Genomic DNA, 19,032 nt, shown 5'->3' on the forward strand with positions numbered 1-19,032 from the left:
GCGAGGTCCCAGTCTGGCCGATGCCCCCACAGCACGACACCCCGGCGCGCGGGGCGGGCCGGGGTGTCGCGGGTGGTGCGGGTGGTGCGGGTGGCGCGGGTGGCGCGGCTCAGACGCCGCGGAAGCGGTTGATCGCCTCGAGGTGCTCCTCGCGCATCTCGGGGTTGCGCACGCCGAGGCCCTCCTCGGGGGAGAGGCAGAGGACGCCGACCTTGCCCTGGTGCTTGTTGTGGTGCACGTCGAGCGCGGCCTGGCCGGTCTCCTCGAGGGTGTAGGTGCGCGACAGGGTGGGGTGGATCTTGCCCTTCGCGACCAGGCGGTTGGCCTCCCACGACTCGCGGTAGTTGGCGAAGTGCGAGGAGACGATCCGCTTGAGGTTCATCCACAGGTAGCGGTTGTCGTACTCGTGCATGTAGCCGCTGGTGGAGGCGCAGGTCGTGATGGTGCCGCCCTTGCGGGTGACGTAGACCGACGCGCCGAAGGTCTCGCGGCCGGGGTGCTCGAAGACGATGTCGATGTCCTCGCCGCCGGTCAGCTCGCGGATGCGGGCGCCGAAGCGCTTCCACTCCTTCGGGTCCTGGGTGCGCTCGTCCTTCCAGAACTGGTAGCCCTCCTCGGAGCGGTTGATCACCAGCTCCGCGCCCATCGAGCGGGCGATCTGGGCCTTCTCCTCGTTGGAGACGACGCAGACGGGCGTCGCGCCGCCGTTGAGGGCGTACTGCGTCGCGAAGCCGCCGAGGCCGCCGGACGCGCCCCAGATGAGGACGTTGTCGCCCTGCTTCATCGCGCCGCCGTTCTTGGAGACCAGCTGGCGGTAGGCGGTGCAGTTCACGAGGCCGGGGGAGGCGGCCTCCTCCCACGTGAGGTGCTCGGGCTTCGGCATCAGCTGGTTGGCCTTGACCATCGCGACGTCGGCGAGGCCGCCGAAGTTGGTCTCGAAGCCCCAGATCCGCTGCTGCGGGTCCATCATCGCGTCGTCGTGGCCCTGCGGGTCCTCGAGCTCGACCGAGAGGCAGTGCGCGACGACGCGGTCGCCCGGCTTCCACTTCGTGACGCCGGGGCCGACGGCCAGCACGACGCCGGAGAGGTCCGAGCCGACGATGTGGTAGGGCAGGTCGTGGCGCTTGGTGAGGTCGGACTGGCGGCCGTAGCGCTCGAGGAAGCCGAAGGTCGAGACCGGCTCGAAGATCGAGGTCCACACGGTGTTGTAGTTGATGGCCGAGGCCATGACGGCCACGAACGCCTCGCCCGGGCCGAGCTCGGGCAGCGGCACCTCGTCGACGTGCAGGGACGCGCGGGGGTCCTTGTCGCGGGTGGCGACGCCCTCGAACATGTCGACCTCGTCCTTGTGCACCGTCACGGCGCGGTAGGACTCGGGCAGGGCGAGGGAGGCGAAGTCCTGGGCGGTGGAGTCCTCCGCCTGGATCGCGTCGAGGATGTGCTGCACGGTGCGTCTCCTGTCTGGTGGGTGGCGCGGTGCCCGCTGGCGGGGGCAGGGGCGAGGCGAAGGTACCGGGCGGTAACTTCGGGTGGGTCGAGGTGTGGCGCGACTCTCAGTGCGCGGCGGTGCCGTGGCCGCCCGCCGCCGGCTCCACGAGCTCCACCAGCACGCCGCCGGCGTCCTTCGGGTGCACGAAGTTGATGCGGCTGTCGGAGGTGCCGCGCTTGGGGGCGTCGTAGAGCAGGCGCACGCCGCGCTCGCGCAGCACGGCCGACACCGCCTCGACGTCGGTGACGCGGTAGGCGAGCTGCTGCAGGCCCGGGCCCGAGCGGTCGAGGAACTTCGCGATCGTCGACTCCGGGGTCAGGGGAGCGAGGAGCTGGATGCACGAGCCGGAGTCGCCGACCGCGACCATCGCCTCGCGCACGCCCTGCTCCTCGTTGACCTCCTCGTGCACCACGTGCATCCCGAAGGTGTCGCGGTAGAAGGCGGTGGCCTCGTCGAGGTCCGCCACGGCGATGCCGACGTGGTCGATCGCGGTGAAGAGGTGGCCGGGGACGTCCAGGGGTGCGGTCATGGCCGACATGGTGGCGCCGGGGCTCCGCCGCGCGCGAGGGGGTGTGACGAGCGCGACACGGCCGCGGGCGCTCCGGCTGGGCGGCAGGCCTGTCGGGGCGCGGCGTGCCGTGGGTATGGTCGCCGGACTGCCCGACCCCGTCCGCCCCGTCCTGTGGAGGCCCCTCATGTCCGACCGTTCCCCGAGCGTCATCGTCGCCGGCGCGCGCACCCCGATCGGCCGCCTGCTCGGCGGGCTCAAGACCCTCACCGCCGCCGACCTCGGCGGCGTCGCGATCAAGGGCGCCCTCGAGAAGGCCGGCGTCTCGGGCGACCAGGTCGACTACGTGATCATGGGCCAGGTCATCCTGGCCGGAGCGGGGCAGAACCCCGCCCGCGGCGCCGCGGTCGCCGGCGGCATCCCGATGAGCGTCCCGTCCATCACCATCAACAAGGTCTGCCTCTCGGGCCTCAACGCCATCGCCACGGCCGACCAGATGATCCGCGCCGGCGAGTGCGAGATCGTCGTCGCCGGCGGCATGGAGTCGATGACCAACGCCCCGCACCTGCTGCCGAAGTCGCGCGAGGGCTTCAAGTACGGCGACACCGCGCTGGTCGACTCGATGGCCTACGACGCGCTCTTCGACCAGGTCACCTCGCAGGCGATGGGCCTGCTCACCGAGGAGTGCAACGCGGCCTCGGCCAACCTGACCCGCGAGGAGCAGGACCACTTCGCCGCCCAGTCGCACCAGAAGGCCGCGACGGCGTGGAAGAACGGCGTCTTCGACGAGGAGGTCGTGCCCGTCGAGATCCCGCAGCGCAAGGGCGACCCGGTCGTCGTCGCCACCGACGAGGGCGTGCGCGGCGACACCACCGTCGAGTCGCTCGGCAAGCTGCGCCCCGCCTTCCGCAAGGACGGCACCATCACGGCCGGGTCGGCCTCGCAGATCTCCGACGGCGCCTGCGCCGTCGTCGTCATGAGCAAGGCCAAGGCCGAGGAGCTCGGGCTGGACTGGCTGTGCGAGATCGGCGCCCACGGCATGGTGGCCGGCCCCGACTCGACGCTGCAGCTGCAGCCGGCGGCCGCCACGGCGAAGGCGTGCGAGAAGGAGGGCATCAGCCCGACCGACCTCGACCTCGTCGAGTTCAACGAGGCCTTCGCCGCGGTCGGCATCTCCTCGGCCCGCGAGCTCGACCTGCCCGACGAGAAGGTCAACGTCAACGGCGGCGCGATTGCGCTGGGCCACCCCGTCGGGATGTCCGGTGCCCGGGTCGTGCTGCACCTCGCGCTCGAGCTCAAGCGCCGCGGCGGCGGCGTCGGCGCGGCCGCGCTCTGCGGCGGCGGTGGCCAGGGCGACGCGCTGATCGTGCGCGTCCCGGGCGCCTGAGCGCCTCCGACGTGACGCCCTCCTCGTCGCCGCGCGCCCCGCGCGGCGCGACGGGGAGGGCGTCGTCGCGCGCCGTCGACGTGCCCGCGCTCGTCGAGCAGGCACGGGCCGGGCAGCCGCGCGCCGTCGCCCGGCTCGTCTCGCTCGTCGAGGACGCCTCGCCGCTGCTGCGCGAGGTGATGGCGGCACTCACGCCGTACGCCGGTCGCGCGCACGTCGTCGGCCTCACCGGTGCCCCGGGCGTGGGCAAGTCGACCACCACGAGCGCCCTCGTCACCGAGCTGCGCCGCGCGGGCAAGCGGGTCGGCGTGCTCGCGGTCGACCCGTCGTCGCCCTTCTCGGGCGGCGCGCTGCTCGGCGACCGGGTGCGCATGGCCGAGCACGCCCTCGACGAGGGCGTCTACATCCGCTCGATGGCCTCCCGCGGCCAGCTCGGCGGGCTGTCGTGGTCGACCCCGCAGGCCGTGCGCGTGCTCGATGCGGCCGGCTGCGACGTCGTGCTGGTCGAGACCGTCGGCGTGGGCCAGAGCGAGGTCGAGGTGGCGGGCCTGGCCGACACGACCGTCGTGCTGCTGGCGCCCGGCATGGGTGACGGCATCCAGGCGGCGAAGGCGGGCATCCTCGAGGTCGGCGACGTCTACGTCGTCAACAAGGCCGACCGCGAGGGCTCCGAGGAGGTGCGGCGGCACCTGCGCGGGATGCTCGCGCTGGCCGACCGCCCGGCGGCGGCGTGGCGACCGCCGATCGTGCGCACCGTGGCCGCGCGAGGCGAGGGGCTCGACGAGCTCGCCGCCGCGCTGGCCGACCACCTCGCGTGGCTGGGGGAGGACGGGCGCCGGCGCCGGGCGCAGGTGCGCCGCGCCCGCGACGAGGTCGAGGCGATCGCGCTGGCCTCGCTGCGCGCCCGGTGGGGGGACCTCGGGGACCACCGCGGCCTCGACGAGCTCGCGGCCCGCGTCGTCGACGGCGACCTCGACCCCTACGCCGCGGCGGACTCGCTCCTCGTCGACCGCTGACGCCGGCACGCCCGCGCACCGCTGCGCGGCCGGGTGGTCCGGCGTGGCTCCCACCCCGCGGGGTGGCGCACTGCTAGACAGGTCGGGTCTGCGTCCCTTCCCCGACCGAGACGGAGCCGTGCGCGCATGAAGAAGGTCCTGCTCTGGCTGCTGGTGGCCTTCCTGGTCTTCTGGATGGTCACCGACCCGAGCGGCATGGCCGACCGCACCGGCGCCGGCGCGGAGTCGCTGCTCGGCCTGCTCGCCGACGGCGCCGCGGCGCTGCGCGACTTCCTCGGCGAGCTCTGAGCCCGGCGTGGGCCTGCGCACGGCCCTGACCGACCCCCAGGTGCACCGGCACCTGCTGCGGGAGGAGGGCGAGGTCGTCGTCGACGAGGTGCGCCACCACTGGGTGGTCTACGTGCGCCCGCTCCTCGAGGGCCTCGTCGCGATCGCCCTCCTCGCACTCGTGCCCTTCGCCCCCCTCGACCTCGCCTGGCTCCCGCTCCTCGCGGCGGCCGGGCTCGCACTGCACGCGACCTGGCGGGCGCTCGCGGCGCACGTCGACCGCTTCGTCATCACCAACATGCGCGTCTTCCGGGTGCACGGGGTCTTCTCCCAGCAGCTGTCGACGATGCCGCTCACCCGGATCCTCGACATCACCGTCGCCCGGCCGCTGCACGGCAGGCTCCTCGGCTTCGGCCACTTCGTCTTCGAGTCCGCCGCGCAGGAGCAGGGCCTGCGCGACATCCGCTACGTCGGTCGCCCGCACGAGCGCGACCTCGCGATCCAGCGCGTCGTGCAGCGCTCCGGGCTGCGCGGGCCGCGGGTCCCGTGACGACGCGGCCACCCGACTGAGGTTAGGCTGCCCTCACCTGGCCGTCTGCGCGGCCCAGACGAGGGGGAGACGTGTCGCTGCTCGACCGACCGGCGGGGGTCCCGGAGCTGCCGGGCACGCCCGGTGCGCCCGGTGCGCCCGGTACGTCCGGTGCTGCGGGCACGGCGGCGGGCACGGCACGCCGCGGAGCGGTGGGGACCGTCGTGCTGCTGGCCCTGCTCGGCCTCACCGTGCTGGCGAGCCTCGCGCTGGGTGCCCGCGACGTGGCCCCGGCCGACGTCTGGGCCGCTCTGGTGTCCCCGGTGCCGGGCGACAACGACCACCTCGTGGTGCGCGAGCTGCGCCTGCCGCGCACGCTGATCGGTCTCGTCGGGGGAGCGGCCCTCGGGGCCGCCGGCGCCCTCGTGCAGGGCGTCACGCGCAACCCGATCGCCGACCCCGGTCTGCTCGGCATCAACGCCGGCGCGTCGCTGGCCGTCGTGGTCGCGATCGCGGCGCTCGGCGTCGGCTCCGTCGGGGGCTACCTGTGGTTCGCCTTCGCGGGCGCCGCCGTCGCGGCCCTGCTGGTGCACGGAGCGGCGTCGCGCGGCTTCGAGGGCGCGACGCCGGTCAAGCTGGCGCTCGTGGGTGCTGCGGTGACCGCGACCTGCACCTCCCTGGTCTCGGTGGTGCTGCTGACCGACCGCAACACCCTGGACGAGTACCGCTTCTGGCAGGTCGGCTCGCTGGTGGGCCGCTCCCTGCCCGTGCTCGCCACGGTGCTGCCCTTCGTGCTGGTGGGCCTCGTGCTCGCCCTGGCCGCTGCACGCGTGCTCAACGCACTCGCGCTCGGCGACGACGTCGCACGCGGGCTGGGCGTCGACGTCGCGCGCGGCCGGCTCCTCGTCGTGGTGTCGGTGGTGCTGCTGTGCGGCTCGGCGGTCTCGCTCGTGGGTCCGATCGCCTTCGTCGGCCTGGTCGTGCCCCACGTCGCCCGGCTGCTCGTCGGCCCGGACCACCGCTGGACGGTCCCGCTCTCCGCGCTGGCCGGGCCCGTGCTGCTGCTGACCGCCGACGTGCTCGGGCGGCTCGTCGCCGGGCCCGCGGAGGTCGAGGCCGGGCTCGTGGTCGCCGTCCTCGGCGCCACGGTCCTCCTCGCGCTGGTGCGGCGGACGAGGAGCGTGGCCGCGTGAGCGCCCCGGTCCTCGACGCCCCCGCCCTGGCGCAGCGCGCCGCCGCGGCCGGCGACGCGGTGCTCCGCGCTCGCCGCCGCCGGGCGGGCCGCGCGGTCGGCGTCACGACCGGCCTGCTCGTCGTCATGGCGACGGTCTCGCTCGCCGCGCTCGTCCTCGGCGACTACCGCCTCACCCCGGTGCAGGTCGCCCAGGCGCTGCTGGGCGGCGAGGGGCCCGCACGCTTCGTCGTGGTCGACCTGCGCCTGCCGCGGCTGCTGCTCGGCCTCCTCGTCGGCGTCGCCTTCGGCCTGGCCGGCGCGCTCTTCCAGTCGGTCCTGCGCAACCCGCTCGCGAGCCCCGACGTCATCGGCGTGACCCAGGGTGCCAGCGCCGGTGCGGTGGCCGCGCTGCTCCTCGCCGGGGCCGGCGGCGCGACCGTGTCGCTCGCCGCGCTCGGGGGCGGCGCGGCCGTCGGGCTGCTGCTGTACGCCGTGGCGTGGCGCGCCGGCATGACCGGTCACCGCTTCGTCCTCGCCGGGATCGGGGTGTCCTACCTGTGCGCGAGCGTCGTCGGCTACCTGCTGACCCGCAGCGACGTGCGCGAGGCCCAGGCGGCGCTCTTGTGGATGACCGGCAGCACCGCCCAGGCCACGTGGCCGCTGGTGGCGGTGCTCGCCGTGGCGCTGGCCGCCCTGGTGCCCCTGGTGGCCCTCGTGGCCCGGGGGCTCGGGCTGCTGCTGCTCGGCGACGACCTGGCCGGGGGCCTCGGGCTGCGGACCGAGACGGTGCGGGCGCTGGTGGTCGCGCTGGGGGTCGCCCTCGCCGCCGTGGCGACCGCGGCCGCGGGCCCCGTCGCGTTCGTGGCCTTCGTCGCCGCTCCGGTCGCGCGACGCCTGCTCGGCGACGGCGGGCTCGGCCTCGTGCCCGCCGCGCTCGTGGGGGCGGCGCTGGTCGTCGGGGCCGACGTCGTGGCGCAGCACCTGCTGCCCGCCGACCTGGCGGTGCCCGTCGGCGTCGTCACCGGCGTCGTCGGCGGCCCCTACCTGGTGTGGCTGCTCGCCACCGGTCACGGGCGGGCCCGGTGACCGGGCTCGTCGCGCACGACCTGCACCTGGCCTACGGCGAGCACACCGTCGTCCACGGCGTCGACCTCGCCGTCCCCCCGGGCCGCATCACCGTGGTCGTCGGGGCCAACGGCTGCGGCAAGTCCACGCTGCTGCGCGCGCTCGGGCGCCTGCTCACCCCGACGCGGGGCCGTGTCGAGCTGGACGGCCAGGACCTCGCCCGGCTGCGCCCGCGCGACGTGGCGACCGTGCTGGGCCTGCTGCCGCAGCAGCCGGCCGCCCCCGAGGGCATCACCGTGGCGGACCTCGTCGGCCGGGGCCGGCACCCGCACCAGGGCGTCTTCCGCCGCTGGAGCGCCGAGGACACCGCCGCCGTCGCCCGCGCGCTCGCGCTCACCGACACCGAGGACCTCGCCGCGCGCCGCGTGGAGGAGCTGTCGGGCGGTCAGCGGCAGCGGGTGTGGATCGCGATGGTGCTGGCGCAGGACCCGGCCACGATGCTGCTCGACGAGCCGACGACCTACCTCGACATCGCCCACCAGGTCGACGTGCTCGACCTGCTCGCGGAGCTGAACGCCGAGCGCGGCACGACGGTGGTGATGGTGCTGCACGACCTCAACCTCGCCGCCCGCTACGCGCACCACCTCGTGGTGATGTGCGAGGGGCGGGTGCTGCGCGAGGGCGCGCCTGCCGACGTCCTCGACGAGGCCTGCGTGGCGGAGGCCTTCGGCCTGCGCTCGCAGGTGGTGCCGGACCCGGTGACCGGCTCGCCCATGGTGGTGCCCGTGGGGCGTCGCACCACGGCCGACCGCCCGCTGCCGCGGTCGGCTCCCGACATCTGTTAGGTTAGCCTCACCTAATCACCACGACCGGGCTCGGCCGGTCCCGTCACGGAGGAGCGGACGTGTCGTCCCTTCGCACCCGCGGCCTGCGCCGCCTCGCCCTGCCCACCGCCGTCGCCCTGCTCGCGCTGCCGCTCGCGGCGTGCGGCGGCGGCAGCAGCTCCGACGCGGGAGCCGACAGCGGCTCCGGCACGGACGAGGCCTACGAGCCCGTCACGGTCGAGCACGCCTTCGGCACCACCGAGATCACCGAGCGCCCCGAGCGCGTCGCCGTCTGGGGCTGGGGCTCCGCCGATGCCGCGATCGCCCTCGGGACCATCCCGGTCGCGATGCCGCGGAACTCCTACGGCGCGACGGAGGAGGGACTCATGCCGTGGCAGGAGGAGGCGCTGGCCGAGGCCGGGGCCGAGACGCCGACGCTGCTGAGCGAGACTCCCGAGGCGCCGCTGGAGGAGATCGCCGCGGCCGCGCCCGACGTGATCCTCGCGCACTACTCGGGCATCACCGAGGCGGAGTACGACAAGCTCTCGCAGATCGCTCCCGTGGTGGCCTACCCCGACGAGGCCTGGTCGACGCCGTGGCGCGAGGTCGTCACGACCACCGGCGAGGTGCTCGGCAAGAGCGAGGAGGCCGAGGCGCTGCTCGCCGACATCGACGAGGAGGTGGCCGCGGCCGCCGAGGCGCACCCCGAGTTCGAGGGCACCAGCATCGCCGCGGTCGCGATCGACCCCAGTGCCTTCTACGTCTACCGCGGCGCCGACCCGCGCGTGGAGTTCCTCACCGACCTCGGCTTCGAGCTGGCGCCCAGCGTCGACGAGCTCGACACCGCGGAGTCGACGTTCTTCTACACCCTCAGCACGGAGCGGGTCGACGAGCTGACCTCCGACGTGCTGCTGTCCTACGTGCCGAGCGAGGAGCGCGCCGAGGAGATCGAGGCGGACCCCGCCTACGACGCCATGGCGCAGTTCCAGGAGGACCGCGTCGCCACCGTCGTCGGCGAGGCGACCGTCTCGTCGGTCTCGCCCCCGACCGCGCTGTCGCTCACGTGGGGTCTCGACGCCTTCGTCGACGCCCTGGTGCCGGCCGTCGAGGCCGCGCAGGCGCGCTGAGGCGCGCCGGAGCCCAGGCCCCCGGGGTCGCCACACCACTGGGACCACGAGGCCGCTCGACCGCGGGGGTCGGGCGGCCTCGTGCCGTCCCCGGGGTGCTGCGCGGGGCGCGCCGGGGGATCGGCGATGATGGGCCCATGACGCAGCAGCCCTTCTCCCGTCCCGGTGCGATCGACCTCTCGGCGCTGAAGCGGCCGGCCCCGGCGGGTCCGCCGAGCGGTGCCGCGGGCGGCCCGGGAGCGGGCGGCCCGGGTGCGGGTGGCGCCCCCGGTGCCCCGGCGGCGGCGGGCGCCTCGGCGTACTCGCTGCGGCTCGACGAGCAGTCCTTCCAGTCCGTGCTGGAGGCGTCGATGACCGCGCCGGTGCTGCTGGTCTTCTTCTCGCCGAGCCGGATGCCCGAGAGTGCGCAGCTGGCGGCCGACGTGGCACAGGTCGTCGAGGAGCTCGAGGGCCGCTTCCTGGCCGGCCTCGTCGACATCGACGCCACCCCGGCGATCGCGCAGGCGATGCAGATCCCGAGCATCCCGCTGGTGGTGGCGGTGGTCGACGGCCGCCCGATGCCGCTGCTGCAGGACGTCGTGCCGCTCGACCAGCTGCGCACCGCGTTGCACCAGGTCGCCCAGCAGCTCACCACGCAGGGCATCACCGGGCGCCACCAGCCGCGCTCGGGCGCCCCCGTCGACGCGGAGGCCGGGGAGGGCCCGGCGGTCGACCCGCGCTACGCCCCCGCCCAGGACGCCCTCGAGGCGGGCGACGTCGACCGGGCGGTCGCGGAGTACCAGAAGCTCGTCGACGCCAACCCCGCCGACAGCGAGGCCGCCGCCGGCCTGGCCATGGCGCAGGTGCTCCAGCGCACCCTCGGCGTCGACCTGCACGCCGCCCGGGCCGACGCCGCGGCGCGCCCCGACGACGTCGACGCGCAGACGCTCTGCGCCGACCTCGACCTGCTCGGCGGCCACGTCGACGACGCCTTCGCCCGGCTCGTCGAGCTCGTGCGCCGCAGCGCGGGCGACGACCGCGACCGGGCGCGCCAGCACCTGCTCGGCCTCTTCGCCGCCGTCGGCAACGACGACCCGCGCGTCCTGCGCGGACGCCAGGCGCTCGCCTCCGCGCTCTTCTGAGCGCCGCGGGGCCGCGCTAGCGGCCCGACTCGGTGTACGCCGTGCCGCCGCCGTCGAGGGACGCGAGCGCGCTGCGGATGCGGCGCGCGGTGAAGTCGGCGCAGCGCTCCTCGACCTCGTCGAGGCTGCAGAAGGCGGCGTGCCGGATCTCGCGCTCCTGGCGCACGATGTCGTCGACCACGGCCGCGTCGTGGACCCCGCCGTCGAAGACCAGGCAGAGTGCGTCGTCCCACCCGGCCCACGCCGGGAGCCAGTCGGTGAGCAGCAGCGCGCCGGCCTCGACCTGCAGCCCGAGCTCCTCCTCGACCTCGCGCGCCACCGCCACCTGCGGCGACTCGCCCACCTCGACGACGCCGCCGGGCAGGTCCCAGTCGCGCTTGTAGGTCAGCTGGCACAGCAGCACCCGGCCGTCGTGGTCGCGCAGCAGCATCTGGCTGATGGCCCGCTTGCGCGGCAGGAAGGAGTTGAGCAGCTCGCGGAAGCCGTCGGGCTCGTGGGCGGGACGGTCGGTGGCCAGGCGGGCGTAGACGACCCGGTCGACGGGTTCGCCCGCGACCGTGACCCCGCGCATGACGCCCTCGCGGCGCAGCCCCGACCAGGTCGCGACCCGCTGGCCGGCCTCGTCGTCGACCGCGACCAGGGTCTCGACCCGGGCGTGGGTGGTCAGGGCGTCCTCCACCCGGCGGCGCACCACCTCGACCGCGTCGCCGTGGGTCGGCGCACCCGCGTCCGTGGTCCCGGGCGCTCCGGCACCGGCGCGCCAGGCGACCCGGGCGACACCGTCGGCGACGGTCTCGACGGTCGCCTCCACCTGCGCTCCGGTGTCGTGCTCGGGGGTGCGTTCCGTGCCAGCCGCCATGCTCGCCAGCCTAGCGAGCGGTCACGCGCCCGGAGCCGGGGCGGCCGGGCCTCCGGTGGCACCCGTGGTGGGCTCCGCGGTGGGCTGCGCGGTCGGGGCCTGTGCGCGGCGGCGCAACCACACGGTCGCGAGCGGGGGCAGCACCAGGTCGGCGTGCGCGGGCTGGCCCGACCACTCGCCGTCGTGCGCCTCGACGCGTCCGAAGTTGCCCACGCCCGAGCCGGTGTAGCCCGCGGCGTCGGTGTTGAGGACCTCGTCCCACGTGCCGGGGGCCGGCAGGCCGAGGCGGTAGCCCTCGTGGGGCACCGCCGCGAAGTTGGTGACGCAGACGACCTCGTCGCCCGCCCCGTCGCGGCGGACGAAGGAGAAGACGTTGTGGCCCGCGTCGTTGGCGTCGACCCACGCGAAGCCGGCCGGGTCGTGGTCGAGCGCGTGCAGCGCCGGCGCCGAGCGGTAGACCGCGTTGAGGTCCCGCACGAGCGACTGCACGCCGCGGTGCTCGGGGTGGTCGAGCAGCCACCAGTCGAGCTCGCGGGCCTCGGCCCACTCCGACTCCTGGCCCATCTCGGCGCCCATGAAGAGCAGCTGCTTGCCCGGGTGGGCCCACATGAAGGCGAGGTAGGCACGCAGGTTGGCCAGCTGCTGCCAGCGGTCGCCGGGCATCTTGCGCAGCAGCGAGCCCTTCCCGTGCACGACCTCGTCGTGGCTGATCGGGAGCACGTAGTTCTCCGACCAGGCGTAGACGAGCGAGAACGTCATCTCGCCGTGGTGGTAGGCGCGGTGCACCGGGTCGTGGGCGACGTAGCCCAGCGAGTCGTGCATCCAGCCCATGTTCCACTTGAAGCCGAAGCCCAGGCCGCCGGCCGAGGTCGGCTCGGTGACGCCGGGCCAGGAGGTCGACTCCTCGGCGACCGTGACGATGCCGGGCACCCGGCGGTAGACGGTGGCGTTCATCTCCTGCAGGAACTGCACCGCCTCGAGGTTCTCCCGGCCGCCGTGCACGTTGGGGGTCCACTCGCCCTCGGCGCGCGAGTAGTCGAGGTAGAGCATCGAGGCGACGCCGTCGACGCGCAGGCCGTCGGCGTGGAACTCCTCGAGCCAGTAGACGGCGTTGGCGTAGAGGAAGTTGCGCACCTCGTGCCGGCCGAAGTCGAAGATGTGGCTGCCCCACTCCTTGTGCCAGCCGCGCTGCGGGTTGGGGTCCTCGTAGAGCGGGGTGCCGTCGAAGCGGGCCAGGGCCCACTCGTCGGTCGCGAAGTGGCCGGGGACCCAGTCGAGGATGACGCCGACACCGGCCTGGTGGAGCCTGTCGACCAGCATCTTGAAGCCGTCGGGGTCACCGAAGCGCGAGTCGGGGGCGAAGTAGGAGGTGACGTGGTAGCCCCAGGAGCCCCCGAAGGGGTGCTGCATCACCGGCATCATCTCGACGTGGGTGAAGCCCAGGTCGGCGCAGTAGGCCGGCAGCTCCTCGGCCAGCTGCTCCCACGTCCGCCCCCGCCGCCACGACGCGAGGTGCACCTCGTAGGTCGACATCGGCTCGGCGACCGGCTGCTTGCCCGCGCGCGCGGTCATCCACTCGTCGTCGCCCCAGGTGTAGGTCGACTCGAAGACCTTGGAGGCGGTCAGCGGCGGGTGCTCGGCCCACGCGGCCAGCGGGTCCGCCTTCTCGCGCCAGACGCCGTCGGCGCCCAGCACGGCGTACTTGTAGGTGGTGCCGGTGCCGACGCCCGGCACGAACAGCTCCCAGACGCCGGAGGTGCCGAGCTGGCGCATCGGGTGCTCGCGCCCGTCCCAGGCGTTGAAGTCGGCCTTGAGGCGGACGGCGCGGGCCGAGGGCGCCCACACCGCGAAGGAGGTGCCGCTCACCGGGCCGGCGGCACCGTCGTAGTGGCGCACCCGCGCGCCGAGGACCGTCCACAGCTCCTCGTGCCGGCCCTCGCCCACCAGGTGCAGGTCGACCTCGCCGAGCGTGGGGAGGTAGCGGTAGGGGTCGTCGCTCTCGACCGGGTCGCCGTCCCAGGCCACGGCGAGGCGGTAGTCGGGGACCTCCGCGACCGGCAGGACGCCGACCCAGACGCCTTCGTACTCGTGCTGCAGCGGGGTGCGGGTGCCACCGTGCAGCACCGTCACCGAGGAGGCCAGCGGTCGCAGCACGCGCACGGTGACCGCGCCGTCGTGCACGTGCGGGCCGAGCACGCGGTGGGGGTCGCCGTGCTCGCCGCGCACCAGCAGCTCGAGCTCGTGACGCTCGACCGGGGCGGGGGAGGGCGCGCGCGGGGGCGTGGGCGTGCTGGACATCAGGCTCCGATCCTGGCGACCGCGGCGAGCGGGATCTGCACCCAGCTCGGGCGGTTGCGCGTCTCGTAGACGGTCTCGTAGACGGCCTTGTCGGCCTCGTACGCCGCCAGCAGCGTCCGCTCCTCGTCGGTGAGGCCGCGGCCGGCGTAGGCGTTGACGAAGTGGTTGCGGTTGCGGTGGCTCCACTCGGCGGCACGCTCGTGGAGCTGCTCGGCCCACGCGGGGTCGCCCTCGGCGAGGGTGCGGGCGACCACGTGCGGGGCGTAGTCGAGCGAGCGCATCATGCCGGCGACGTCGCGCCACGGCGAGTCCGGGAGCACCCGCTCGTGCAGCGGACGCGCGGGCTCGCCCTCGAAGTCGACGAGCTTCCAGCCCTCGACGGTGCGCAGCGTCTGGCCGAGGTGGAGGTCGCCGTGGACCCGCTGGACCGCGACCTCGGGCAGCGCCGCGACGGCCGCGTAGAGCGAGCGCAGCGCGCCCTCGTGCGCGGCGAGCTCCGGCACGGCGGCCAGCGCGTCGTCGAGGCGGGCCTCCATGGCCGCGGCCAGTCGGGCCGCGTCGTCGCCGGTGAGGCGGTCGGTCGCGAAGTGCTCGGCCAGCACCGCGTGGGTCTCGGCGAGCGCCGTGCCGAGGCGGGCGGCCTCGGCGGAGAAGTCGCCGCCCACCTCGCGGGCGTGGAGGTCCTCGCTCGTGAAGAGGTTGCGCACCGACGCGAGCGCGAGCTCCCAGCCGTCGCTGGCGGTGCGGAGGTAGGCCTGCAGCATCGCCAGCTGCAGCGTCTCGCCGCTCGCGGGGTCGCGGGCGTCGAGCCAGCCGCGGAGGGCGGCGACGTGCTCGGAGCCGGCCCGGGTGAGCGCGGCGTGCACCTCGATGTCGGGGTTGGTGCCGACGGTGACCTTGCGGAAGAGCTTCATCAGCGCGTCCTCGCCGAAGGCGAGCGAGGAGTTCGACTGCTCACCGCTGAAGAGCGTGGAGGTGGCCTCGAGGTCGAGGTCGTGGCCGGGCAGGCGGTGGAAGGTCAGCGCCCCGTCGGTCAGGGTGCCGTCGGGCTCGCGGGCCGCCCGGTCGAAGGAGCGCAGCCAGCAGGCCGCCGCCTCCCGGTCGTGCGCCGCGTCGTAGGCGTGCACCCAGCCGAGCTCGGGGTCCTCCCACCACCCCACGAAGGCGTGGTCGAGACGCTGCTGGGCGTCGGGGTAGCAGGCCAGCGGCACCTGGTAGCGCTCGCGGGCCTGGTCGCCGCCGCGGGCCGCGGCCTCGTCGTCGTAGGCCACCTCGACCAGGTCGAGCACGACCCGTGGGCCACCGTCGACGCTGCCGGGCAGCAGCCCGAGGCGCTCGGCGCCGGTGACCCGGAACGGTCGGCCCTTGCCGGCGAACCAGCGGGTGCGGGCGAGGTAGCCCGACCAGTCCTCGGGGCTGCCGGGCATGCCGGGTGCGGCCTGGTCGCTCACAGCAGCTGCCCCTCGTCGTGGTCGTCGTCCGCGGTGAGGCGGAACCAGTAGAAGCCGTACCCCGACAGCGTCAGGAGGTACGGCAGCTCACCCACGCGGGGGAAGGGCACACCGCCGAGCAGCTCGACCGGGACCATCCCCTCGAAGCGGCGCAGGTCGAGCTCGACCGGCTGCGGGAAGCGCGAGAGGTTGTGGACGCAGAGGATGACGTCGTGGGTGCCGTCGGCGGCGGCGTGCTCGCGCACGTAGGACAGCACGCTGGGGTTCGAGCCGCCGAGGTCGGTGAAGTCGCCGAGGCCGAAGGCGGGGTGGCGGCGCCGGGCCTGCATCATCCGGCGGGTCCAGTGCAGCAGGCTGGAGGGGTTCTCCATCTGCGCCTCGACGTTGACGCTCTGGTAGCCGTAGACGGGGTCCTGCACGGTCGGCAGGTGCAGCTTGCCCGGGGTGGCGGAGGAGAAGCCCGCGTTGCGGTCGGGCGTCCACTGCATCGGGGTGCGCACGCCGTCGCGGTCGCCGAGCCAGATGTTGTCGCCCATGCCGATCTCGTCGCCGTAGTAGAGCACCGGAGAGCCGGGCAGGCTCAGCAGCAGCGCGGTGAAGAGCTCGATCTGGTCGACGTCGTTGTCCAGCAGGGGCGCCAGGCGCCGGCGGATGCCGATGTTGGCCTTCATCCGCGGGTCCTTGGCGTACTCGGCCCACATGTAGTCGCGGTCCTCGTCGGTGACCATCTCGAGGGTCAGCTCGTCGTGGTTGCGCAGGAAGATGCCCCACTGGCACGACTCGGGGATCGGCGGGGTCTGCGCCAGGATCTCCGAGATCGGGAAGCGGCTCTCGCGCCGCACCGCCATGAAGATGCGCGGCATGACGGGGAAGTGGAAGCACATGTGGCACTCGTCGCCGCCGGACTCGAAGTCGCCGAAGTAGTCGACGACGTCGGCGGGCCACTGGTTGGCCTCGGCGAGCAGCACCCGGCCGGGGTAGTGCTCGTCGACGTAGGCGCGGACCTTCTTGAGGAACTGGTGGGTCTCAGGGAGGTTCTCGCCGTTGGTGCCGGGCCGCTCGTAGAGGTAGGGCACCGCGTCGAGGCGGAAGCCGTCGAGGCCCATGTCGAGCCAGAACGACAGCGCCTCGAGCATCGCGTCGTGGACCTTCGGGTTGTCGAAGTTCAGGTCCGGCTGGTGGCTGAAGAAGCGGTGCCAGAAGTACTGCCCGCGCACGGGGTCCCACGTCCAGTTCGACGGCTCGGTGTCGACGAAGATGATGCGCGCGTCGGAGTAGAGGTCGTCGGTGTCGGACCAGACGTAGAAGTCGCCGTAGGGCCCGTCGGGGTCGCTGCGGCTGGCCTGGAACCACGGGTGCTGGTCGCTGGTGTGGTTCATGACGAAGTCGATGATCACGCGGATGCCGCGCGCGTGGGCGGCGTCGAGGAACTCCTGGAAGTCCTCGACCGTGCCGATCTCGGGCAGCACGCCGGTGTAGTCGGCGACGTCGTAGCCGCCGTCGCGCAGCGGGCTGGGGAAGAACGGCGGCACCCACAGGCAGTCGACGCCGAGCCACTCGAGGTAGTCGAGCTTCTCGGTGAGGCCGCGGAAGTCGCCGGTGCCGTCGCCGTCGGAGTCGCGGAAGGAGCGGACCAGCACCTCGTAGAAGACGGCCGTCTTGAACCAGTCGGGCGTCTCGCCGATCACCGTGGTGCCGTGCTCGGTCTCCGGCGTGGCGTGGTGGTCGGGGAAGGGGTCGGTGCCGGCGGCGGGGGAGCCGCTGGGCTCGGCGGGCAGGGGGGTGGGGGCGTCGCTCAACGGGGGCTCCTGACGTGCAGCACGTGGGCGGGCTCGTGGCCGGGGTCGAGGCGGACGTAGTCGTGCTGCGACCACGTCCACGACTCGCCGGTGATCTCGTCGTGGGCGACGAAGGAGTCGCCCCAGTCGAGCCCGAGGGCGGGCAGGTCGAGGTGGACGGTGGTCTCGCGGGTCCCGTGCGGGTCGAGGTTGACCACCACGACCACCGTGTCGCGGCTGCCGTCGGCCAGCACCGCGGACTTCGAGTAGCAGACCACCGACTCGTCGTCGGTGTGGTGCACCACCAGGTTGCGCAGCTGCTGCAGTGCCGGGTGCGCCCGCCGGACCTCGTTCAGCCGGGTGAGGTACGGCGCGAGCGTGCGGCCCTCGCGCGCCGCGCCCTCCCAGTCGCGCACCCGCACCTGGTACTTCTCCGAGTCGAGGTACTCCTCGCTGCCGGGCTTGACCGCCACGTGCTCGTAGAGCTCGTAGCCGGAGTAGACGCCCCAGCTGGGCGAGCCCGTGGCCGCCAGCACCGCGCGGACCTTGAACATCGCGGGCCCGCCGTACTGCAGGGAGGCGTGGAGGATGTCGGGGGTGTTGACCCACAGGTTGGGCCGCATCAGGTGGGCGGTCTCGCGGCTGAGCTCGAGGAGGTACTCCTCCAGCTCGCGCTTGGCGGTGCGCCAGGTGAAGTAGGTGTAGCTCTGGTGGAAGCCGACCGCGCCGAGCCCGTGCATCATCGCGGGCTTGGTGAAGGCCTCGGACAGGAAGACGACGTCGGGGTCGGTGCGCTTGACCTCGTCGAGCAGCCGCTCCCAGAAGGCGACCGGCTTGGTGTGGGGGTTGTCGACCCGGAAGATCCGCACGCCGTGCGACATCCAGTGCCGCACGACCCGCAGCACCTCGCGGTAGATGCCCTCGGGGTCGTTGTCGAAGTTGACCGGGTAGATGTCCTGGTACTTCTTCGGGGGGTTCTCGGCGTAGGCGATGGTGCCGTCGGCGCGGGTGGTGAAGAACTCGGGGTGCGCCTCGACCCACGGGTGGTCGGGCGCCGCCTGCAGCGCGAGGTCGAGCGCGACCTCGAGGCCGAGCTGCTGGGCGTGCTGCACGAAGGCGTCGAAGTCCTCGAGCGTGCCGAGGTCGGGGTGGACGGCGTCGTGGCCGCCGTGGCGCGAGCCGATCGCCCAGGGCGATCCGGGGTCGTCGGGGCCGGGTGTGAGCGTGTTGTTGGGGCCCTTGCGGTTGACCTCGCCGATCGGGTGGATCGGGGGGAGGTAGACCACGTCGAAGCCCATGGCCGCCGCCCGGTCGAGGCCGGCGACCGCGGTGCGGAAGGTGCCGCTCGTGACCTCGCCGGTCTCCGGGTCGCGGGTCGCGCCCTCGGAGCGGGGGAAGAACTCGTACCAGCTGCCGACCAGCGCCCGCGGGCGGTCGGCGTACGCCGGGTAGGGGCCCTCGACGGTCACGAGCTCGCGCAGCGGGTGCTCGCGCAGCACCTGGCGCAGCTCGGGCGACTCGAGGGCGGCGAGCCGGGCCTCGACGGGGCGGTCCTCGTCGGTGGCGGCGTCGAGCCCGCCCTGCACGACTGCGGCGGCGGGGGAGCCCGCGGGCAGGGAGGCGAGCACCCGCTCGAGCAGCAGCCGGCCCTCGAGGAAGCTCAGGTCGACGTCGACGCCCGCGGGGATCTTCAGCCCGGCGGCGTGCTGCCAGGTGGCGACCGGGTCGGACCAGGCGTGCACCTCGAAGGTCCACGCACCCTCGGCGTCGGGGGTGACCTCGGCGACGTAGCGGTCGGGCACCTCCACGCCGACCGGCCGCATCCGCACCGGCGGGCGGCGCCGGCCGTCGGGGCCGGTCGCCACCACCTCCGCGCCGAGCTTGTCGTGACCCTCGCGGAAGACCGTCGCGAGGACCGGGAAGGGCTCACCGAGGGTGGCCTTCGCGGGACGCCGACCGAGGTCGACGACCGGGTGCACGTCCATGACGGGGATGCGTCCGACCATGCTCGCCAACCTAGCGACGTCGGGGGTGCCCGCGGCAAACCCTCCTCGGGTGAGTGCCCCACCTGCGGGGGTGGGTACGCCGACGGCGGGCGCCCCCGAGGGGACGCCCGCCGCTGGCTGGTGCTGGGTGGGA

16 protein-coding genes are annotated in these 19,032 nt (G+C 74.2%); 9 read left to right on the forward strand and 7 right to left on the reverse strand.

Going from position 1 to position 19,032, the window contains the following annotated elements:
- Nucleotides 1–109: 109 nt before the first annotated feature.
- On the reverse strand, nucleotides 110–1,447 hold the full coding sequence (gene ccrA / locus BJ989_RS08915) for a crotonyl-CoA carboxylase/reductase (RefSeq protein ID WP_179517905.1): 1,338 nt from the start codon (nucleotides 1,445–1,447) through the stop codon (nucleotides 110–112).
- 106 nt (nucleotides 1,448–1,553) lie between these two features.
- Nucleotides 1,554–2,018, reverse strand: coding sequence for a methylmalonyl-CoA epimerase (gene mce / locus BJ989_RS08920; protein WP_179517906.1), 465 nt, complete (start codon nucleotides 2,016–2,018; stop codon nucleotides 1,554–1,556).
- 166 nt (nucleotides 2,019–2,184) lie between these two features.
- Here mce and BJ989_RS08925 point away from each other — a divergent pair, with 166 nt between their 5' ends.
- The 9 genes from BJ989_RS08925 to BJ989_RS08965 all read left to right on the forward strand — a co-directional run bounded on the left by BJ989_RS08925 (nucleotide 2,185) and on the right by BJ989_RS08965 (nucleotide 10,507).
- The gene (locus BJ989_RS08925) at nucleotides 2,185–3,384 is read left to right on the forward strand and encodes an acetyl-CoA C-acetyltransferase (protein ID WP_179517907.1); all 1,200 of its coding nucleotides are present in this window, start codon (nucleotides 2,185–2,187) and stop codon (nucleotides 3,382–3,384) included.
- Between the two features lie 80 nt (nucleotides 3,385–3,464).
- Nucleotides 3,465–4,400: a methylmalonyl Co-A mutase-associated GTPase MeaB gene (gene meaB, locus BJ989_RS08930; RefSeq protein ID WP_343049495.1), complete on the forward strand. Its 936-nt coding sequence runs from the start codon at nucleotides 3,465–3,467 to the stop codon at nucleotides 4,398–4,400.
- Between the two features lie 126 nt (nucleotides 4,401–4,526).
- A complete protein-coding gene (locus tag BJ989_RS08935) occupies nucleotides 4,527–4,688 on the forward strand; it encodes a hypothetical protein (protein WP_179517909.1) in 162 nt (53 codons plus the stop codon).
- Between the two features lie 7 nt (nucleotides 4,689–4,695).
- A complete protein-coding gene (locus BJ989_RS08940) occupies nucleotides 4,696–5,217 on the forward strand; it encodes a PH domain-containing protein (RefSeq protein ID WP_179517910.1) in 522 nt (173 codons plus the stop codon).
- A 71-nt stretch (nucleotides 5,218–5,288) separates the two neighbouring features.
- A complete protein-coding gene (locus BJ989_RS08945) occupies nucleotides 5,289–6,389 on the forward strand; it encodes a FecCD family ABC transporter permease (RefSeq protein ID WP_343049214.1) in 1,101 nt (366 codons plus the stop codon).
- Complete coding sequence (locus BJ989_RS08950) at nucleotides 6,386–7,456, forward strand: iron chelate uptake ABC transporter family permease subunit (protein ID WP_343049215.1); 1,071 nt, start codon at nucleotides 6,386–6,388, stop codon at nucleotides 7,454–7,456. Before BJ989_RS08945 ends, BJ989_RS08950 begins: the two co-directional genes overlap by 4 nt.
- On the forward strand, nucleotides 7,453–8,280 hold the full coding sequence (locus tag BJ989_RS08955) for an ATP-binding cassette domain-containing protein (RefSeq protein WP_179517911.1): 828 nt from the start codon (nucleotides 7,453–7,455) through the stop codon (nucleotides 8,278–8,280). The genes BJ989_RS08950 and BJ989_RS08955 overlap by 4 nt, the downstream gene beginning before the upstream one ends.
- Nucleotides 8,281–8,339: 59 nt before the next feature.
- A complete protein-coding gene (locus BJ989_RS08960) occupies nucleotides 8,340–9,386 on the forward strand; it encodes an ABC transporter substrate-binding protein (protein WP_218848778.1) in 1,047 nt (348 codons plus the stop codon).
- Nucleotides 9,387–9,523: 137 nt separating this feature from the next.
- Nucleotides 9,524–10,507, forward strand: a complete 984-nt coding sequence (locus BJ989_RS08965) for a co-chaperone YbbN (RefSeq protein ID WP_179517912.1) — start codon at nucleotides 9,524–9,526, stop codon at nucleotides 10,505–10,507.
- Nucleotides 10,508–10,523: 16 nt separating this feature from the next.
- Here BJ989_RS08965 and BJ989_RS08970 read toward each other — a convergent pair whose 3' ends face one another.
- The 5 genes from BJ989_RS08970 to BJ989_RS08990 form a co-directional block, all read right to left on the reverse strand.
- Nucleotides 10,524–11,366, reverse strand: coding sequence for an NUDIX domain-containing protein (locus BJ989_RS08970; protein WP_179517913.1), 843 nt, complete (start codon nucleotides 11,364–11,366; stop codon nucleotides 10,524–10,526).
- Between the two features lie 21 nt (nucleotides 11,367–11,387).
- Complete coding sequence (gene glgB / locus BJ989_RS08975) at nucleotides 11,388–13,664, reverse strand: 1,4-alpha-glucan branching protein GlgB (RefSeq protein WP_179517914.1); 2,277 nt, start codon at nucleotides 13,662–13,664, stop codon at nucleotides 11,388–11,390.
- Nucleotides 13,664–15,091: a maltokinase N-terminal cap-like domain-containing protein gene (locus BJ989_RS08980; protein WP_179519501.1), complete on the reverse strand. Its 1,428-nt coding sequence runs from the start codon at nucleotides 15,089–15,091 to the stop codon at nucleotides 13,664–13,666. The genes glgB and BJ989_RS08980 overlap by 1 nt, the downstream gene beginning before the upstream one ends.
- A 20-nt stretch (nucleotides 15,092–15,111) precedes the next feature.
- Nucleotides 15,112–16,803, reverse strand: coding sequence for a maltose alpha-D-glucosyltransferase (gene treS / locus BJ989_RS08985; protein ID WP_179519502.1), 1,692 nt, complete (start codon nucleotides 16,801–16,803; stop codon nucleotides 15,112–15,114).
- A 107-nt stretch (nucleotides 16,804–16,910) separates the two neighbouring features.
- Entirely contained in the window at nucleotides 16,911–18,899 is a 1,989-nt protein-coding gene (locus BJ989_RS08990; RefSeq protein WP_179517915.1) for an alpha-1,4-glucan--maltose-1-phosphate maltosyltransferase, read from the reverse strand.
- Nucleotides 18,900–19,032: the final 133 nt, after the last annotated feature.

The sequence above is a fragment of the Nocardioides perillae genome, from assembly GCF_013409425.1.
In the GTDB taxonomy this organism is placed as follows: Bacteria; Actinomycetota; Actinomycetes; order Propionibacteriales; family Nocardioidaceae; genus Nocardioides; species Nocardioides perillae.